Origin of the sequence: Pseudoxanthomonas kalamensis DSM 18571 (assembly GCF_010211745.1) — a bacterium.
GTDB lineage: Bacteria > Pseudomonadota > Gammaproteobacteria > Xanthomonadales > Xanthomonadaceae > Pseudoxanthomonas_A > Pseudoxanthomonas_A kalamensis.
This window is the reverse complement of sequence record NZ_PDWQ01000001.1, coordinates 460,492-476,824: the sequence shown is the minus strand read 5'-3', so window position 1 is coordinate 476,824 and position 16,333 is coordinate 460,492. Positions and strand designations below refer to the sequence as shown.

Here is a 16,333-nt window from a genome sequence, read left to right as displayed (position 1 = left end):
GTGGCGCCGCCAACAAAAGGCCCGCCTTCCGGCGGGCCCACGTTCAGGCTTTCGTGGCCGACCTCAGGACTTGGCTGTGGCCGGCTGGCCGTGGCGCTTGGTCATCCACCACTGCTGCAACAAACCCAGCGCACCGTTGGTCACCCAGTACAGCACCAGACCGGACGGGAAGAAAGCCATCATCACGCCGAAGATCAGCGGCATGGCCTGCATCATCTTCTGCTGCATCGGATCCATGCCCGGCGATGGCGTCAGCTTCTGCGTCATCCACATCACCGCCGCGTTGACGACTGGCAGGATGAAATACGGATCGCGCGCGGTCAGGTCCTGGATCCACAGCATCCACGGCGCCTGTCGCAATTCGACCGATTCCACCAGCACGTAGTACAGGGTCAGGAAGATCGGCATCTGCACCAGGATCGGCAGGCAGCCGCCCATTGGGTTGATCTTCTCCTTGCGGTACAGCTCCATCATCGCGGTATTGAGCTTCTCGCGGTCGTCGCCGTAGCGTTCCTTCAACTGGGCGATGCGCGGCTGGAACTGGCGCATCTTGGCAAAGCTCTTGTACTGCGCCGCCGACAATGGATACAACGCCAGCTTGACCAGCACCACCAAGCCGATGATCGCCCAGCCCCAGTTGCCGAACAGGCTGTGCAGGTGGCTGAGAATCCAGAACAGGCCTTGACCGATGAGGGTCAGGATCGAGAAGCGGCTGTAATCGACCACCCGGTCCAGCCCAGGCACGGCGGCGGCCTGGATCTTGTCGACCAGTTTCGGCCCGATCCACAGCCGGGCGCTGGTCGTGGCCTGCTCGCCCGGCGCCACGCTGTAGGCCGGACCCATTTCGCGGATCAGCGCTCGCGTGCCGTCACTGGCCACCGGCGCATCCAGCGATACCGTCGCGGTCGCGTCGGACTGCGGAATCCAGGCGGTGAAGAAATGGTGCTGCAGGATCGCGATCCAGCCGCCGCTGATCTGCTTCTCAACCTTGCCGTCTTCCAGATAGTCCTTGCCGAACTTGCGCCGCTGGTAGCCGCCGTCCCACCAGGTCGCGCCGTTGAAGCTGAAGGAGTCCGGGTTGGTCATGCCACGCTTGACCTGCGGCGGGTCGCGCTGCAACTGGCGATAGACATAGCCCTGCCACGGTTCGGCGCCGGCATTGCTGATCTCGTCGCGCACCTGCACGGCATAGTCGCCGCGGCGCAGGGTATAGGTGCGGCGAATGCTGGCGCCGTTCTCGCCATGCCACACGAAGGGCACCGAGACTTCGGCCTGCCCGTCGGCCAGCCGGATCTCGCCGGCTCCGGCTTCCGGAACGAAACCGTGCTCGTGAGTCGGCGCTTCGGCGCCGTTGGCGCCGACCCAGCCACTCTCGGCCGCGTAGAAGTGGCCGGGCTCGCGGCCGAGCAATTGCACCGGCGCGCTGCCGGGTTGCTTGCTCTGCGGATACTTCAACAGTTCGGCCGAATGTACGCTGCCGCCATCGAGCACCAGGCGCAAGACATCGCTGCTGACCGTGACCAGCGCGCTGGCAGCGCTTTCGCCAGTCGTCGGCACCGCTGCGGACGATGCCGGAAGTTGTGCCGATGGCGCGGTCGGCACGGCCGCGGCTGCGGGAACGGTGGACGCGGCGACAGCAGGCGCATCGACCTGTGCTGTCGCCGCCGTCGCGGTTTCGGCCAGCTTGGGCGCATTGAACTTGCCCCACTCCATCCACAACAGCGTCGCCACCATCAGCCAGGCGAAAATCAGGAAAACACGGGTCTGGTTCATCAGGCAGGCGATCTCAGCCGGACACGGGTCCGGATTGGATGGAGTGAAGGGAAGGTGTATTCAAGGTCGGCGGCATTGTGCCGTCCGCAGCCGGGGGCGGCAACGCTCCGCTGCGGCGCAAGGCGCGACGGAAGGCGTCACGCAGCTGTGCCGACGCGGCCGGCGGTCGGCTTGGACGCGCGACCACCACGTAGTCGCCGGGCGGCAAAAGCGGGCGCAGGCGACGGAATTCGTCGCGCAGCACGCGCTTGATCCGGTTGCGCACGATGGCACGCGAATCGACCTTGCGCGAGACCGCAAGGCCCAGCCGCGCAGGCGTATCGCGCTTGTCCCAGTGCAGGGCCAGCAGCGGCTCGGCTGTCCGCCGCCCCTGGGCGAAAACCCGGACATAGTCGGCGCCGCTGCGCACGCGCGCATGCGGAGGAAAACCGTATGGCCTGGGTTTCGGGGAATTCATGGCATAACAAAGCCCGCTCTGACGCTCAGGGCGGGCTGTTGTCGACGCTCCACGTTGGGAGGGCATCGTCCATGCGGACGACCGCCCGGCCATCGTCAGGCAGTCAGGCGCTTGCGGCCCTTGGCGCGGCGGCGCGCGAGGATCTTGCGGCCATCGGCGGTCTTCATCCGGGCGCGGAAGCCATGGTCGCGCTTGCGCTTCAGGTTGCTGGGTTGATAGGTGCGCTTGGTGGCCATGGGGCCCTCGGCGTTGGTGTAGGGAATGAACCGGAAATTGTAATCCAGATCGGCCGCGGCGATCAAGTCACCCGTTTTCCCGGCATCGGTTGCCCGCCGGCTTCATGGTAGTCTGATCGACCCGGCCGACGCGCCCCGCGCCACGGGTACCGATTCCTCCCGTCGCCTTGTCCCCAGATGCCCGCCCGATGGATGCTTGGCCCCGCTGCCTAGAACGATTGGAAGCCGAGCTGCCGGCCGAGGATGTGCATACCTGGCTCAAACCGCTGCAGGCCGAGCTGCGCAACGATGCGATGGTGCTGTACGCGCCGAACGCCTTCATCATCGAACAGGTCCGCGAACGCTATCTGGCGCGGATCCGCGAACTGCTCGGGCATTTCGCCGCCGGTCGCGAGGTGTCGCTGGAAATCGGCACGCGAACGCGCGAAACGCCGGTCAAGGCCTTCGTCGAACCCACTGTCCACAACGGCACCGAAACCTTCGACGGCCATCTCGACCCGCACTACACCTTCGACAATTTCGTCGAAGGTCGCAGCAACCAGTTGGCGCGCGCCGCCGCCTGGCAGGCCGCGCAGAAACCCGGCGATCGCGCCCACAACCCGTTGCTGCTGTACGGCGGCACCGGACTTGGCAAAACCCATCTGATGCTGGCCGCCGGCAACCTGATGTGCCGGCACAACCCGCAGGCCAAGGTGCTGTACCTGCGCTCCAACGAGTTCTACAACGCGTTTTTCCGCGCCCTGCAGAACAAGACCGCCGACCAGTTCAAGCGTCAGTTCCAGCACATCGACGCGCTGCTGATCGACGATATCCAGTTCTTCGCCGGCAAGGACCGCACCCAGGAGGAGTTCTTCCACACCTTCAACATGCTGTTCGACGGCCGCCAGCAAATCATCATGACCTGCGACCGCTACCCGCGCGAAGTTGAAGGGCTGGAGCCGCGGCTGAAATCGCGGCTGGGCTGGGGGCTGTCGGTGGCAATCGATCCGCCGGACTTTGAAACCCGCGCCGCGATCGTGCTGTCGAAGGCGCGCGAGCGCGGTTCGCAGATCCCCGAGGAAGTGGCTTTCCTGCTGGCCAAGAAGATGCGCAGCAACGTGCGCGACCTGGAAGGCGCGGTCAATACGCTGACCGCGCAAGCCAATTTCACTGGACGCACGATTTCGGCCGAATTTGCCCAGGAAACCCTGCGCGACCTGCTGCGTGCACAGCAGCAGGCCATCAGCATCGCCAACATCCAGAAGACCGTGGCAGACTACTACGGGCTGCAGGTCAAGGACCTGCTCTCCAAGCGGCGAACGCGGTCATTGGCGCGCCCGCGGCAAGTCGCGATGGCGCTGGCCAAGGAGTTGACCGAACACAGCCTGCCGGAGATCGGCGATGCCTTCGCCGGCCGCGATCACACCACGGTGCTGCACGCATGCCGGCAGGTGAAACATCTGATGGAAACCGACGGAAAGCTGCACGAGGACTGGGACAAGCTGATTCGCAAACTCAGTGAATAACCTGCGGCCAGGTTTGTGGATAAGATGTGCACGGATTTTCGCGGCACTTTTGTCCACAACTTGTCCCCTGTCGGCGGGACCCTTGTCCACGGTGGCATCAGGAATGTAATTCCTTTGTTTTTCAATAGGTTGATGTTGTTTTCCCGGATTTTTGGCGACTCCAGCACCACCTGCCTTTGTATTTATACCCATAATCCATACCGGCAATGAGGTCCTGACCGACATGCGTTTCAGTCTGCAGCGAGAAGCTTTCCTCAAACCTCTGGCCCAGGTGGTCAATGTTGTCGAACGCCGGCAGACCCTGCCGGTACTGGCAAACTTTCTGGTCCAGGTGAAGGACAGTCAGTTGTCTCTGACCGGCACCGATCTGGAAGTGGAAATGATCGCCCGCAGTGCGGTCGACAACGCCGAGGACGGCGAGACCACGATTCCGGCGCGCAAGCTGTTCGAGATCGTGCGCGCGCTGCCGGACGGCAGCCAGGTCACGATCAGCCAGTCCGGCGACAAGATCACGGTGCAGGCCGGACGCAGCCGCTTCACGCTGGCGACCTTGCCGGCCAACGATTTCCCGTCGGTGGACGAAGTCGAAGCCACCGAGCGGGTCAACGTGCCGGAAGCGGCGCTGAAGGAGCTGATCGAACGCACGGCGTTCGCGATGGCCCAGCAGGACGTGCGCTATTACCTCAACGGCTTGCTGTTCGACCTGCGCGACAAGACCCTGCGCTGCGTGGCGACCGACGGCCACCGCTTGGCCCTGTGCGAGGCGGAACTCGACGCCAGTGTCGGCACCAAACGCCAGATCATCGTGCCGCGCAAGGGCGTGACCGAACTGCAGCGCCTGCTGGAAGGCGGCGACCGGGTGCTGGAACTGGAGCTGGGCCGTAGCCATATCCGGGTCAAGCGCGACGACGTCAGCTTCACCTCCAAGCTGATCGATGGCCGGTTCCCCGACTACGAGGCGGTGATTCCGATCGGTGCCGACCGCGAGGTCAAGTTGGATCGCGAAGTCCTGCGTGCGGCCTTGCAGCGTGCGGCGATCCTGTCCAACGAGAAATACCGCGGAGTCCGCGTCGAAGTGTCGCCGGGACAGCTGAAGATCAGCGCCCATAATCCCGAGCAAGAAGAGGCGCAGGAAGAGATCGAGGCTGACACCAAGGTCGACGATCTGGCGATTGGCTTCAACGTCAATTACCTGTTGGACGCGTTGTCGGCGCTGCGCAACGAGCACATCATCATCCAGCTGCGCGACTCCAACTCGTCTGCCTTGGTGCGTGAGGCGGACAACGAGAACTCGCGGCACGTGGTCATGCCCTTGCGCCTGTGACCGCAGCTGCGTTCCACGTGAAACAGGATCGGCGCCCGGATCTCCCCGGGCGTCGTCGTTTCGGGTGGTCCGGATGTTGGTAACCCGGCTCGATATCCGCAATCTGCGCTGCGTGACCGAGGCCAGCCTGCGGCCAGTGGCGGGCCTGAACCTGATCACTGGCGAGAACGGTGCCGGCAAGACCAGTCTGCTGGAGGGTCTGCACCTGATGGCTTACGGCCGCAGTTTCCGGGGACGGGTTCGTGACGGTCTGGTTCGCAGTGGGCAACCCGCGCTGGAGGTATTCGTCGAATGGCAGGAGCAGCAAGGTGCCCGGGTTCGCCGCGCCGGCTTGCAACACGGCGGGGCGGAATGGCAGGGACGGCTGGACGGGGCCGAGGTCGCCCAGCTTGGCGAATTGTGTGCCGCGCTGGCGGTGGTCAGCTTCGAACCCGGCAGTCATGCCCTGGTTTCCGGCGGCGGTGAGCCGCGACGACGTTTCGTGGACTGGGGCTTGTTCCACGTGGAACCCGAATTCTTGCCGTACTGGCGGCGGTATTCCCGTGCGCTCAAGCAACGCAATGCCTTGTTGAAGTCGGGGGCGGGCGGGCGGCAATTGGATGCCTGGGATACGGAATTGGCCGAGTCGGGGGAGACGCTGACCCGGCGCCGGCAGGAATATCTGGAGCGACTGCAGCCGCAGGTACAGGCGGTTGCGGCTGACCTAGTGCCGTCGCTGGGGCGGGCGTGGCTGGATTTCCAGCCGGGCTGGCGTCGGCAGGAATTGTCATTGGCCGATGCCTTGCTGCTGGTCCGCCAGCGCGACTTGCAATCGGGGTTCACCAGCGTCGGCCCGCACCGGGCCGACTGGCGGATCGGCTACGCCGCCCGGCCCGGACAGGAGCCGTTGTCGCGCGGGCAGGCCAAGCTGACGGCGTTGTCCTGTCTGCTGGCGCAGGCGGAAGACTATGCCGCACAGCGGGGAGAGTGGCCGGTGATGGCGCTGGACGATCTGGCCTCGGAGCTGGATCGTCGCCATCAACTGGGCGTGCTGCGTCGGCTGAGAGCCGGGCAGGCGCAGGTGTTCATGACCGGAACCGAGCCGCCCGTGGGGCTGGGTGATGAGATCGCTCCGGACGCGGTGTTCCACGTGGAACTCGGCCAAGTCTCGGTGTTGGGTGCGGTGGCGACGGCTGCGAATACGCTATAATCGGCGTCTCAGACGCTATTAATAATGTGTGTTGCCCGCGGGGCGGATTGGCCGGCTCCGGGCGGACCGCATGCAACACTGCAGGGCACGAATGACCGACGAAACCATCAGCGATTCCGCAGGCAGTTCCAGCCACTACGATTCCAGCAAGATCACCGTGCTGCGCGGTCTGGAGGCCGTGCGCAAGCGGCCGGGCATGTACATCGGCGACGTGCACGACGGCACCGGTCTGCACCACATGGTGTTCGAGGTCGTCGACAACTCGATCGACGAAGCGCTGGCCGGTTTCGCCGACGACGTGGTGGTCAGGATCCACGAAGACGGCTCGGTCTCGGTGTCCGACAACGGTCGTGGCATTCCGGTGGACATCCACAAGGAAGAGGGCGTCTCTGCAGCCGAAGTCATCATGACCGTGCTGCACGCCGGCGGAAAGTTCGACGACAACAGCTACAAGGTTTCCGGCGGCCTGCATGGCGTCGGCGTGTCGGTGGTCAATGCGTTGTCGAACACGTTGACGCTGGACATCTGGCGCGATGGCCACCATCACGAGCAGGAATACAAACTGGGCGAGCCGGTATATCCACTGAGGCAACTGGAAGCATCGGAACGCACCGGCACCACGCTGCGTTTCTGGCCGTCGTCGGAGATCTTCACCGATGTCGAGTTCCACTACGACATCCTGGCCAAGCGCCTGCGCGAGCTGTCGTTCCTCAACTCCGGGGTCAAGATCACCCTGATCGACGAGCGCGGCGACGGCCGCCGCGACGACTTCCACTACGAAGGCGGCATCCGCAGCTTCGTCGAGTACCTGGCCCAACTGAAGAACCCGCTGCACCCGAACGTCATCTCGGTAACCGGCGAACAGAACGGCATCACCGTCGATGTCGCGCTGCAGTGGACCGACGCCTACCAGGAAACGATGTTCTGCTTCACCAACAACATTCCGCAGAAGGATGGCGGCACCCATTTGCAGGGGTTCCGCGCGGCGCTGACCCGCACGCTGACCAACTACATCGAGCAGAACGGCATCGCCAAGCAGGCCAAGGTCAACCTGTCCGGCGACGACATGCGCGAAGGGATGATCGCGGTGCTGTCGGTCAAGGTGCCCGATCCCAGTTTCTCGTCGCAGACCAAGGAAAAACTGGTCAGTTCCGACGTGCGCCCGGTGGTGGAATCGACCTTCGGCGCCAAGCTGGAAGAGTTCCTGCAGGAGCATCCCAACGAAGCGCGCGCGATCGCCGGCAAGATCGTCGACGCGGCGCGCGCGCGCGAAGCCGCGCGCAAGGCAAGGGACCTGACCCGGCGCAAGGGCGCGCTGGACATCGCCGGCCTGCCGGGCAAGCTGGCCGACTGCCAGGAAAAGGATCCGGCGCAATCGGAACTGTTCATCGTCGAGGGCGACTCGGCTGGCGGCTCGGCCAAGCAGGGCCGCAACCGCAAGAACCAGGCGGTGCTGCCTCTGCGCGGCAAGATCCTGAACGTTGAGCGCGCACGCTTCGACCGCATGCTGGCCAGCGCCGAAGTCGGCACCCTGATCACCGCGCTGGGCACCGGCATCGGCAAGGACGAATACAACCCGGACAAGCTGCGCTACCACCGCATCATCATCATGACCGATGCCGACGTCGACGGCTCGCACATCCGCACCCTGCTGCTGACGTTCTTCTACCGGCAGATGCCTGAGCTGATCGAACGTGGCCATGTCTACATCGGCCTGCCGCCGCTGTACAAACTCAAGCAGGGCAAGCAGGAGCTGTACCTGAAGGACGACGCGGCGCTGAATGTCTATCTGGCCAACAGTGCGGTCGAAGGCGCATCGCTGGTGCCAGCCGCGGGCGAGCCGCCAATCAGCGGCGAGCAGCTGGAAAAGCTGCTGCTGCTCTACGCCAATGCGCATGACGCGATCGCCCGCAACGCGCATCGCTACGATCCGGCCCTGCTGGAAGCGCTGATCGACTTCACCCCGCTGGACGAAGCCCACTTGCAGCAGAACGTCGACGAGCCGCATGAACTCGACGCGCTGGCCAAACGCCTGAACCGTGGCGGCATCGGCAGCCCGCGTTATGCGCTGACACTGCAGTCGGCTACCGAGCAGCGTCCGGCTGCGCTGCTGGCCACGCGCCGGCACATGGGCGAGGAACTGACCCAGGTGCTGCCGCTGTCGGCCTTCGACAGCGGCGAGCTGCGCCCACTGCGCGAAGCGGCGCAGTGGCTGCACGGACTGGTTCGTGAGGGCGCGCAGATCGTGCGCGGCAACAAGACCCAGGCCATCGCCAGCTTCGCCGAAGCGCAGGCCTGGCTGATGGACGAGGCCAAGAAGGGCCGGCAGATCCAGCGTTTCAAGGGCCTGGGCGAAATGAATCCGGAACAGCTGTGGGAAACCACGGTCAACCCGGATTCGCGCCGGTTGCTGCAGGTGCGGATCGAGGATGCGGTGTCGGCCGACCAGATCTTCAGCACCCTGATGGGCGACGTGGTCGAACCGCGCCGCGACTTCATCGACGCCAATGCCCTGAAGGTCGCCAACCTGGATGTCTGACGCGGGAAGCGAGGTCATGGCGATGGATGCGCCGCCTCCCGCCACCCATCTGCCTTCGGCCGGGCCCGGCAAGGTGATCGGCGCGATGCTGGTCGACCTGCTGCTGGCGGCCGCGGTGATGATCGCGATGTCGTTGGTTGCCGGCACCATTTGGGGTGCATGGCGCGGTCTGCAGGTCGGGATGGAGCTGGCCGGGCAGGGCAAGGCCATCGAGGCCGCCGATGTAATGAAACAAATCGGCCGGCCCGGCGGCGTGGCGATGCTGTGGATGTCCCTGGTCAGCACGGCACCGGCAGCGCTGGTGCCGTATTGGTGGCGCCGGCGCGCCACTCCCGTGGAAAAACGCCGGTCGAAGGCGGCGGCGCTGCGGCCATCGACCTGGGGCTGGACGCTGGCCACGGCGGCTTTCGTGTTCCTGGCCAGCAGTACGATCACCGCACTGGGCAAGCATTTCGGCATCGCGCCGGAACCGACCAATCAGGCGCCGATCATCGAGGCAATGACGTCGGCGCCACTGTTCGCAATCCTGTTCGTCCTGCTCCTGGCCCCGGCATATGAGGAACTGCTGTTCCGGCGAGTGCTGTTCGGCCGACTATGGGCTGCCGGCTGGCCGTGGCTGGGGATGGTGCTGAGCGGAATCGCATTCGCCCTGCTGCACGAGGTTCCGGGCTTGTCCGCCAATCCGCTGCCGGCCACCCTGATGCTGTGGTTGGTCTATGCGGTGATGGGCATGGCCTTCGCTTGGGTTTACCGACGCACCGAAACGTTGTGGGCGGCTTTCGTGGCACACATGCTCAACAACGCCGTCGCGCTGGCGGTGCTGCAGCTATCCGGGCACGGAATGTGAGTTCAAGCCCCGGGTTTGACGAAAAGTTAAGGGCCTCTGCCGGAGACTAGGCAGTTCGCGGAAAGAGCCCGAACATGAAAGCCACGATTCTCGCCATCGTCGTCACCCTGATGGTTGCCGGCTGCGCCACCACCACCTCGCCGACCGGGCGCAAGCAGATGGTTGGCGGCGTGTCGCAGGAACAGCTCAACCAGCTGGGCGCGCAATCCTTCGCCGAAACCAAGGCCAAGGAAAAAGTCGTCACCGGCGGCAAGCAGAATGCCTACGTCAATTGCGTGGTGGATGCACTGGTCGCGCGCCTCCCTGATGAGTGGCGGCAGGTCGCCTGGGAAACCGCGTTGTTCGAGGATCCCGAAGCGAACGCCTTCGCCCTGCCGGGCGGCAAGGTCGGGGTGAATACCGGCATCTTCACCGTGGCCAAAAACCAGGACCAGCTGGCCGCGGTGATCGGCCATGAAATCGGCCACGTCATCGCCCGCCATCACGAGGAGCGCATCACCAAGCAGATGGGCACGCAACAGCTGCTTGGCGTGGGTGCGGCGATCCTCGGCGCCAGGTACGGACAGGGCGTGGGCGATGCGGCCGGCCAGCTCGGCGGCATGGGCGCGCAAGCGCTGTTCCTGCTGCCGGGCTCGCGCACCCAGGAGAGCGAAGCCGACGTGGTCGGTCAGCGGTTGATGGCCGACGCCGGCTTCGATCCCTCGCAGGCGGCATCGCTGTGGGAAAACATGATCGCTGCCGGTAGTGCACGTCCTCCGGAATGGATGTCCACCCACCCGGACCCGAACGCGCGTATCAAGGAGATGCAGAACGCCGCGCCGGCGCTGATGCCGGTCTACGAGGCCGCGCGCAAGGCTGGGCGCACACCGCGTTGCGGATGAGTGCGGTAGATCGATGTCCAAACAACCATTCCCATATACAAACGATTTCTGTTAGCGTTCCCATTTTCGCTCATTTCCGGCCCAGCCGAAGCCAGGTGCCGGCAACTGAAAGCAAGAGGTGGTACACATGTCGAACAACATCGCCAGGAAGACCTTGGTCGCCCTCGCCCTTGTCGGGTTACTGAGCACCGCGTCCGTCGATGCCGCGACCCGGGGCGGCAAGAGCAAGAAGGAAGAAGTTCGTTATCCGGACGCCACGCGGGTCGCGCCCGAAGCCAAGGTGTCGCCGAAGATGGGCAAGCAGGTCCAGAAGCTGATCGATACTTTCAACAAGGATGAGTACGAAGCAGCCAAGCCGCTGGCGGAGGAGATTCTGGCCAGCGACAAGTCCAACAATTACGACAAGGCACTGGCGGCATTACTGGCATCGCAAACGGCGTACAACTTGGATGATGTCGAAGCAGCCAAGACGTATGCTAGGCAGGCTGTCGATCTGAATGCGCTGGACAATAACAACCACTATTCGGCCATGCAGTTTCTGGCGCAGATGCAGTTGCAGAATGATGAAAACGAAGAGGGCTTGAAGACACTCGACAGGTACCTGAGCGAAACCAAGTCGCAGAAGCCCGAGGATCTGATTCTGAAGGGCAACGCCCTTTACCAGATGGAGCGCTACCAGGAAGCCATTCCGGTGATCAAGCAGGCCGTGGAGGCATCGCCGGAGCCGAATACGAGTTGGGTGCAGTTGCTGATGGCCTGCTACCTAGAGACGGACCAGGGCGTCCAAGCTATGCAGCTGGCCGAGCAGATCGCCGCTAAAACGCCCGACGACAAGAAGGCGCAATTGAATTTGGCCAATGTTTACCTGCAAGCGGACAAGTACGACGAAGCTGCCGCAGTGCTGGAAAAGCTGCGTGCCTCCGGACAGCTCACCGATGAGCGCGATTACCGGCAGTTGTACATCACCTACGCCAACATGGACGGTAAGGAGAAAGAGACGATTGCCGTCATCAAGGAGGGCATCGACAAAGGTGTCCTGAAGCCGGATCATCAGACCTATCTGGCGCTGGCGCAGGCCAGCTATTATTCCGATCAGATACCGGAAGCGATTGCGGCCTGGGAAAAGGCGGCGCCGATGGCGCCGAACGGGGATACCTACCTAAACTTGGCGCGGGTGTATTGGCAGGAAGGGCGCATTCCCGATGCCAAGCGGGCGGCGCAGGCGGCCTTGGACAAGGGCCTGAAGAAGCCCGAAGATGCCCGCAAGATCCTGTCGCTGAAATAGAAGCGGAAAAGAGTTTCGCCTGAAAGAAATGATGGTATCGCTCTGGCGGAATTGGTATATAGATAAGCCGGCGGCAATGTCGCCGGATGAACTGGAAGCATGCCGTAAGGCAGCACAACCTTAGAGATGAGTCGATTGGCGCATGGCGGAACAACTGGTCATCAATAGGTATCGAGACGACGAAGAGCCGGAGGGCCTGAACTGGGCCCGGATCATCGGCTATGCTTTCGTCATTGCCTTGCATTTCGCAGCGTTCCTGTTGCTGCTGATTCCGGCGGTAGCGCCGCCGGCCGACAAGCAGGAGCAAGAAAAGACCCGGGTGACGATCATGGACGCTCCGCCACCACCACCACCACCGCCGCCGCCGCCGCCCAAGCAGGACACGCCGCCGCCGCCGGTCAAGAACCTGGCGCCGCCGAAGTCCACGCCCACGCCGCCGCCGCCGGAATCGCCGCCGATCGAAGTCGCTGAGCCGCGCCCGACCGACGTGTACACGCCGCCGTCGCCGCCAGCTCCGCCGGCACCGACACCGGACATCAACGCCAGCGTGGACATCTCCTCCAAGAACATGAACCCGCCGCGCTATCCGCCATCCGCGGCCCGCGCCGGGATCGAGGGTACGGTGATCCTGGTCATCGATGTCGACGCCAACGGCAACGTGACTAACGTGTCGGTCGAGAAATCCAGCCGCAACCGCGACCTTGATCGCGCCGCGATGCAGGCCGCACGCAAGTGGCGGTTCAACCCGTCGGTCGTCAACGGGCAGAAAGCCGCCGGCCGCGTTCGTGTGCCGGTCGATTTCAGCATGAGCGGTTAATCGGCGTTACCCTCTTCGACTCCACTCACCTCCTACCACCCTCAATCATCAACAAAAGGTAAGCGTTATGCTGCAGGAACTCCTCATCGCCGCCGCAGCTGGGGGCAACAACGCTGCGAATGCCCTGTCGCAAATGGGCTTCGAGCACCTGATCTCGGAAATGGTCAGCGAACCGGGCAGCTTTGCTGTCTCCTGGGTCGTGCTGATTACCCTGGTCGTCATGTCGGCCGCTTCCTGGTACTGGACGGTGATCAACGCATTGCGCGCGGTTCGCCTGAAGGGTCAGGCCGGCAACGTCGTCAACACCTTCTGGGACACGCCCAACGCCCAGGATGCGATCCGTCTGATGGAAGAACAGCCGAAGAACGAGCCGTTCTCCAAGATCGCGCTCGACGCTGCCCAGGCTGCCGCCCACCATCAGCGCTCCGCAGGAGAATCGCTGAGCCGTTCCGAGTTTGTCGATCGTGCGCTGCGTCAGGCGGTGACCCGCGAAAGCGGCAACCTGCAGAGTGGCATGACCCTGCTGGCGACAGTCGGCGCGACCGCCCCGTTCGTCGGTCTGCTCGGTACGGTGTGGGGCATCTACGGCGCGCTGATCAAGATCGGTGCAACCGGTCAGGCCTCGATTGACGCGGTGGCCGGCCCGGTGGGTGAGGCGCTGATCATGACCGCGATCGGTCTGTTCGTCGCCATCCCGGCGGTGTTCGCCTACAACTTCTTCAGCAAGGTCAACAGCGGCGTCATCGCCAAGTTCGACACCTTCGCGCACGACCTGCACGACTTCTTCGCCACCGGCTCGCGCGTCAAGTAAGACGCGCGGTACCGGCAAGCGGAAACATTCGTGCAACGACCAGCTTAGACGGAGCCTGTTATGGCCTTCAGTAGTGGTAACAGCGGTGGCCCGATGGCCGACATCAACGTCACGCCCCTGGTGGACGTGATGCTGGTGCTGCTGATCATCTTCATCATCACCGCGCCGCTGATGTCGCACAAGGTCAAGGTCGAGCTGCCCGAGACCAACTTCCAGCCGAACAAGGACGAGCTGGACAAGCGTTTCGGGCCGATCACCATCGCGGTGAAGGAAGACGGCAGCCTGTACTGGAACGACGAGCCGGTGACCAAGGAGGTCCTCGAGTCGCGTCTGTCCAGCGCCGCCCAGCAGACCCCGCAGCCGCCGCTCAACCTGCGCGGCGACAGGACCACCAAGATGCGCACGATCAACGAGGTCACCAAGATCGCGCAGTCGCAGGGCATGCTCGACATCGGCTTCGTTTCCACCAAGCAGAAGGGGCAATAAGCCATGGCGTTCAGTTCCGGTGGCAAGGGCCCGATGGCCGACATCAACGTCACGCCCCTGGTGGACGTGATGCTGGTGCTGCTGATCATCTTCATCGTGACCGCGCCGATCGCGACTTTCCCGATCGACGTCAACCTGCCGCAGCGGGTGATCAACCCGCCGCCGCAGTTGAAGGAACCGCCGCCGCCGATCGACCTGCGGATCGACGCGACGGGCACGGTGTTCTGGAACAACGGCCAGATCGCGGTGTCGGAGCTGCAAGACAGGATGATTGAGGAAGTGCAGCGCGACCCGACCAACCAGCCCGAGCTTCGTATCGACACCAATCCGGACGCCGAATACGACGTCATGGCCAAGGTGCTGGCGGCAGCGAAGAACGCGCAGATGGTCAAGATCGGCTTCGTCCAAGACTGAATCCGGACGACCGGGCAACAGCAGGGGCGCCGCCTGACCGCGGCGCCTTTTCCTTTTGGGCGACCCGGAACCGCGCTTGCAGTCGTCCGGAGAGCGGGAGTAGCGTCAGGCCGACCGGAACCCGGAATCGGAGGTCGTCATGGCATTCGCATCTGCTGCCGGCACCCACTGCACGGCGGAGTTGAACGTGACCCCGCTGGTCGATGTATTGTTGGTCCTGCTGGTGATCTTCATGGTCTCGGCGCCGGTCCTGACTCGGCCGGTCGATATCCAGCTTCCGCAACCCAGTCCCCGGTCAGTGGATCCGGAAAGACCGAGGTCGGCGCAACTGACGATTTCGGCCGACGGCAGTTACCGGCTCGACGACCGACCGCTGGCAGACAGCGAACTGTGGGCGAAGCTGGCTGAGGCCGTTGCTGCAGATGCGCGAATGACGTTGAGCGTCCGCGCCAATTCGGACGCTAGCTATCAGCGGATGGTGGAAGCCGTCGCCACCGCGCACGAGATCGGCATCGCCAACGTGGCGATGCAGCCCTGAATCGACGGAGCGACAAGGGCGATGCTGGTTATTGAAGCTGTGATTCTTGCTCGGCGAGAGAATCGGGCCGGGGTGGTTTAACCTGGCCCCGCCAGCAACGACAGGTAGTTCTGCACGGTCCGCTCGAGACCGACGTACAGCGCCTCGCCGATCAGGGCATGGCCGATCGACACTTCCAGTACCCGCGGGACCGCTTCGAGGAATTCGAGCAGGTTCGCCTGGCTGAGATCGTGGCCGGCATTGACGCCCATGCCGAGCGCGCGCGCCTGGTGCGCGGTGGCGGCACAGCGCTCGAGCTCGTCTTCTGCGCGGCCAGCCTCGACGGCGGCGGCGTACGGGCCGGTGTAGATCTCAATCCGGTCGGCGCCGATGTCGGCAGCCAGCGTCAGGTTGTCGCAACCGGCATCGACGAACACGCTGACCCGGCAGCCCAGCGACTTGAACTCGGACACCAGCGGACGTAGCCGCTCGCCATCGCGGACGAAGTCGAACCCGTGGTCGGACGTGATCTGGCCGTCGCCATCCGGAACCAGGGTGACCTGGGCCGGTCGAGTGTCGCGACACAACGCCAGCAGGCCGGGGTAGCCCTCGCGCGGTGGCGCGAAGGGGTTGCCTTCGATATTGAGTTCGCGCCCCTGCTGTGCGGTCAGCTCCGCCAATGCGAACACGTCGTCTGCCCGGATGTGGCGCTGGTCCGGACGCGGATGCACGGTAATGCCGTGGGCGCCTGCCGCCAGGCACAGGGTCGCGGCGCGCACCACGCTGGGCTCGGCACCACCACGCGAATTGCGCAGCACGGCAATCTTGTTGACGTTGACGCTGAGTACGGTCATGGCGATCCGGTTCTCGCAGGACCGCCGCCAGACCGGGCCAGTCCCGGATTCAGGGCTGCGGCGGGTCCCTGGATTCAGCGGCAGTATCGCCTGCCTTGCGGGCGGCGGCCAGTTCGCGCAGCCGATGCAGTTCGACCGGATCGATGATCTGCGCACCGTCGTCGCGCTGGCTGCTGACCTTGGCCGAATACAGGCCCATCGCCCAGGCGACGAACAGCAGCACGGAAATCAGCAGGAACAGCAGCAGCACGGCCATGGACGAAGTGGAAAAGGCCACCGCCAGGGCGCCCAAGGCCAGAAGAAGAAATATCCAGTACATGAAGAAGGCCCCTCCCATGGGCCACGCCAGCCCGGTGGTCGCACAAGGATAATCCACACGGAGCGGCGGGTCGCCGGGT

General features: G+C 64.1%; 17 protein-coding genes. 12 read left to right on the top strand and 5 right to left on the bottom strand.

The window, feature by feature from the left end:
* Positions 1 to 63: 63 nt before the first annotated feature.
* The 3 genes from yidC to rpmH form a co-directional block, all read right to left on the bottom strand.
* Positions 64 to 1,773 carry a membrane protein insertase YidC gene (gene yidC / locus CSC70_RS02110; RefSeq protein WP_162454972.1) on the bottom strand — a complete coding sequence of 570 codons (1,710 nt, stop codon included), beginning with the start codon at positions 1,771 to 1,773 and terminating at the stop codon, positions 64 to 66.
* 13 nt (positions 1,774 to 1,786) lie between these two features.
* The gene (gene rnpA, locus CSC70_RS02105) at positions 1,787 to 2,230 is read right to left on the bottom strand and encodes a ribonuclease P protein component (RefSeq protein ID WP_162454971.1); all 444 of its coding nucleotides are present in this window, start codon (positions 2,228 to 2,230) and stop codon (positions 1,787 to 1,789) included.
* 95 nt (positions 2,231 to 2,325) lie between these two features.
* Positions 2,326 to 2,466, bottom strand: a complete 141-nt coding sequence (rpmH, locus tag CSC70_RS02100; RefSeq protein WP_013536759.1) for a 50S ribosomal protein L34 — start codon at positions 2,464 to 2,466, stop codon at positions 2,326 to 2,328.
* Between the two features lie 188 nt (positions 2,467 to 2,654).
* Here rpmH and dnaA point away from each other — a divergent pair, with 188 nt between their 5' ends.
* The 12 genes from dnaA to CSC70_RS02040 all read left to right on the top strand — a co-directional run bounded on the left by dnaA (position 2,655) and on the right by CSC70_RS02040 (position 15,102).
* Entirely contained in the window at positions 2,655 to 3,971 is a 1,317-nt protein-coding gene (gene dnaA / locus CSC70_RS02095; protein ID WP_162454970.1) for a chromosomal replication initiator protein DnaA, read from the top strand.
* 223 nt (positions 3,972 to 4,194) lie between these two features.
* Positions 4,195 to 5,295, top strand: a complete 1,101-nt coding sequence (gene dnaN / locus CSC70_RS02090; RefSeq protein ID WP_162454969.1) for a DNA polymerase III subunit beta — start codon at positions 4,195 to 4,197, stop codon at positions 5,293 to 5,295.
* Positions 5,296 to 5,368: 73 nt separating this feature from the next.
* Complete coding sequence (recF, locus tag CSC70_RS02085) at positions 5,369 to 6,484, top strand: DNA replication/repair protein RecF (protein WP_162454968.1); 1,116 nt, start codon at positions 5,369 to 5,371, stop codon at positions 6,482 to 6,484.
* Positions 6,485 to 6,575: 91 nt separating this feature from the next.
* Positions 6,576 to 9,023 (top strand): DNA topoisomerase (ATP-hydrolyzing) subunit B, encoded by a 2,448-nt coding sequence (gene gyrB, locus CSC70_RS02080; protein ID WP_162454967.1) that lies wholly within the window; start codon positions 6,576 to 6,578, stop codon positions 9,021 to 9,023.
* A 16-nt stretch (positions 9,024 to 9,039) separates the two neighbouring features.
* Positions 9,040 to 9,870, top strand: coding sequence for a CPBP family intramembrane glutamic endopeptidase (locus tag CSC70_RS02075; protein ID WP_425501508.1), 831 nt, complete (start codon positions 9,040 to 9,042; stop codon positions 9,868 to 9,870).
* A 74-nt stretch (positions 9,871 to 9,944) separates the two neighbouring features.
* Entirely contained in the window at positions 9,945 to 10,751 is an 807-nt protein-coding gene (locus CSC70_RS02070) for a M48 family metallopeptidase (RefSeq protein ID WP_162454966.1), read from the top strand.
* Between the two features lie 127 nt (positions 10,752 to 10,878).
* Entirely contained in the window at positions 10,879 to 12,036 is a 1,158-nt protein-coding gene (locus CSC70_RS02065) for a heme biosynthesis protein HemY (RefSeq protein ID WP_162454965.1), read from the top strand.
* A 142-nt stretch (positions 12,037 to 12,178) separates the two neighbouring features.
* On the top strand, positions 12,179 to 12,853 hold the full coding sequence (locus CSC70_RS02060) for an energy transducer TonB (RefSeq protein WP_162454964.1): 675 nt from the start codon (positions 12,179 to 12,181) through the stop codon (positions 12,851 to 12,853).
* Positions 12,854 to 12,920: 67 nt separating this feature from the next.
* Complete coding sequence (exbB, locus tag CSC70_RS02055) at positions 12,921 to 13,664, top strand: TonB-system energizer ExbB (RefSeq protein ID WP_162454963.1); 744 nt, start codon at positions 12,921 to 12,923, stop codon at positions 13,662 to 13,664.
* A 60-nt stretch (positions 13,665 to 13,724) separates the two neighbouring features.
* Complete coding sequence (locus CSC70_RS02050; protein WP_162454962.1) at positions 13,725 to 14,150, top strand: ExbD/TolR family protein; 426 nt, start codon at positions 13,725 to 13,727, stop codon at positions 14,148 to 14,150.
* 3 nt (positions 14,151 to 14,153) lie between these two features.
* Positions 14,154 to 14,564, top strand: coding sequence for an ExbD/TolR family protein (locus CSC70_RS02045; RefSeq protein WP_162454961.1), 411 nt, complete (start codon positions 14,154 to 14,156; stop codon positions 14,562 to 14,564).
* A 139-nt stretch (positions 14,565 to 14,703) separates the two neighbouring features.
* Complete coding sequence (locus CSC70_RS02040) at positions 14,704 to 15,102, top strand: ExbD/TolR family protein (RefSeq protein WP_162454960.1); 399 nt, start codon at positions 14,704 to 14,706, stop codon at positions 15,100 to 15,102.
* 77 nt (positions 15,103 to 15,179) lie between these two features.
* Here the strand turns inward: CSC70_RS02040 and CSC70_RS02035 are convergent, their stop codons facing one another.
* Entirely contained in the window at positions 15,180 to 15,935 is a 756-nt protein-coding gene (locus tag CSC70_RS02035; protein WP_162454959.1) for a pyridoxine 5'-phosphate synthase, read from the bottom strand.
* Between the two features lie 49 nt (positions 15,936 to 15,984).
* Entirely contained in the window at positions 15,985 to 16,272 is a 288-nt protein-coding gene (locus tag CSC70_RS02030) for a hypothetical protein (protein ID WP_246189293.1), read from the bottom strand.
* Between the last annotated feature and the right edge of the window lie 61 nt (positions 16,273 to 16,333).

What these genes read in the sequence shown, in the direction of transcription:
- recF (WP_162454968.1), top strand. Translation starts at nt 5,369, where the DNA reads ATGTTGGTAACCCGGCTCGATATCCGCAATCTGCGCTGCGTGACCGAG.
- CSC70_RS02035 (WP_162454959.1), bottom strand. Translation starts at nt 15,935, where the DNA reads ATGACCGTACTCAGCGTCAACGTCAACAAGATTGCCGTGCTGCGCAAT.
- rnpA (WP_162454971.1), bottom strand. Translation starts at nt 2,230, where the DNA reads ATGAATTCCCCGAAACCCAGGCCATACGGTTTTCCTCCGCATGCGCGC.
- CSC70_RS02075 (WP_425501508.1), top strand. Translation starts at nt 9,040, where the DNA reads ATGGCGATGGATGCGCCGCCTCCCGCCACCCATCTGCCTTCGGCCGGG.
- CSC70_RS02045 (WP_162454961.1), top strand. Translation starts at nt 14,154, where the DNA reads ATGGCGTTCAGTTCCGGTGGCAAGGGCCCGATGGCCGACATCAACGTC.
- CSC70_RS02050 (WP_162454962.1), top strand. Translation starts at nt 13,725, where the DNA reads ATGGCCTTCAGTAGTGGTAACAGCGGTGGCCCGATGGCCGACATCAAC.
- CSC70_RS02070 (WP_162454966.1), top strand. Translation starts at nt 9,945, where the DNA reads ATGAAAGCCACGATTCTCGCCATCGTCGTCACCCTGATGGTTGCCGGC.
- CSC70_RS02060 (WP_162454964.1), top strand. Translation starts at nt 12,179, where the DNA reads ATGGCGGAACAACTGGTCATCAATAGGTATCGAGACGACGAAGAGCCG.
- rpmH (WP_013536759.1), bottom strand. Translation starts at nt 2,466, where the DNA reads ATGGCCACCAAGCGCACCTATCAACCCAGCAACCTGAAGCGCAAGCGC.
- CSC70_RS02030 (WP_246189293.1), bottom strand. Translation starts at nt 16,272, where the DNA reads ATGGGAGGGGCCTTCTTCATGTACTGGATATTTCTTCTTCTGGCCTTG.
- yidC (WP_162454972.1), bottom strand. Translation starts at nt 1,773, where the DNA reads ATGAACCAGACCCGTGTTTTCCTGATTTTCGCCTGGCTGATGGTGGCG.
- CSC70_RS02040 (WP_162454960.1), top strand. Translation starts at nt 14,704, where the DNA reads ATGGCATTCGCATCTGCTGCCGGCACCCACTGCACGGCGGAGTTGAAC.
- dnaA (WP_162454970.1), top strand. Translation starts at nt 2,655, where the DNA reads ATGGATGCTTGGCCCCGCTGCCTAGAACGATTGGAAGCCGAGCTGCCG.
- exbB (WP_162454963.1), top strand. Translation starts at nt 12,921, where the DNA reads ATGCTGCAGGAACTCCTCATCGCCGCCGCAGCTGGGGGCAACAACGCT.
- gyrB (WP_162454967.1), top strand. Translation starts at nt 6,576, where the DNA reads ATGACCGACGAAACCATCAGCGATTCCGCAGGCAGTTCCAGCCACTAC.
- CSC70_RS02065 (WP_162454965.1), top strand. Translation starts at nt 10,879, where the DNA reads ATGTCGAACAACATCGCCAGGAAGACCTTGGTCGCCCTCGCCCTTGTC.
- dnaN (WP_162454969.1), top strand. Translation starts at nt 4,195, where the DNA reads ATGCGTTTCAGTCTGCAGCGAGAAGCTTTCCTCAAACCTCTGGCCCAG.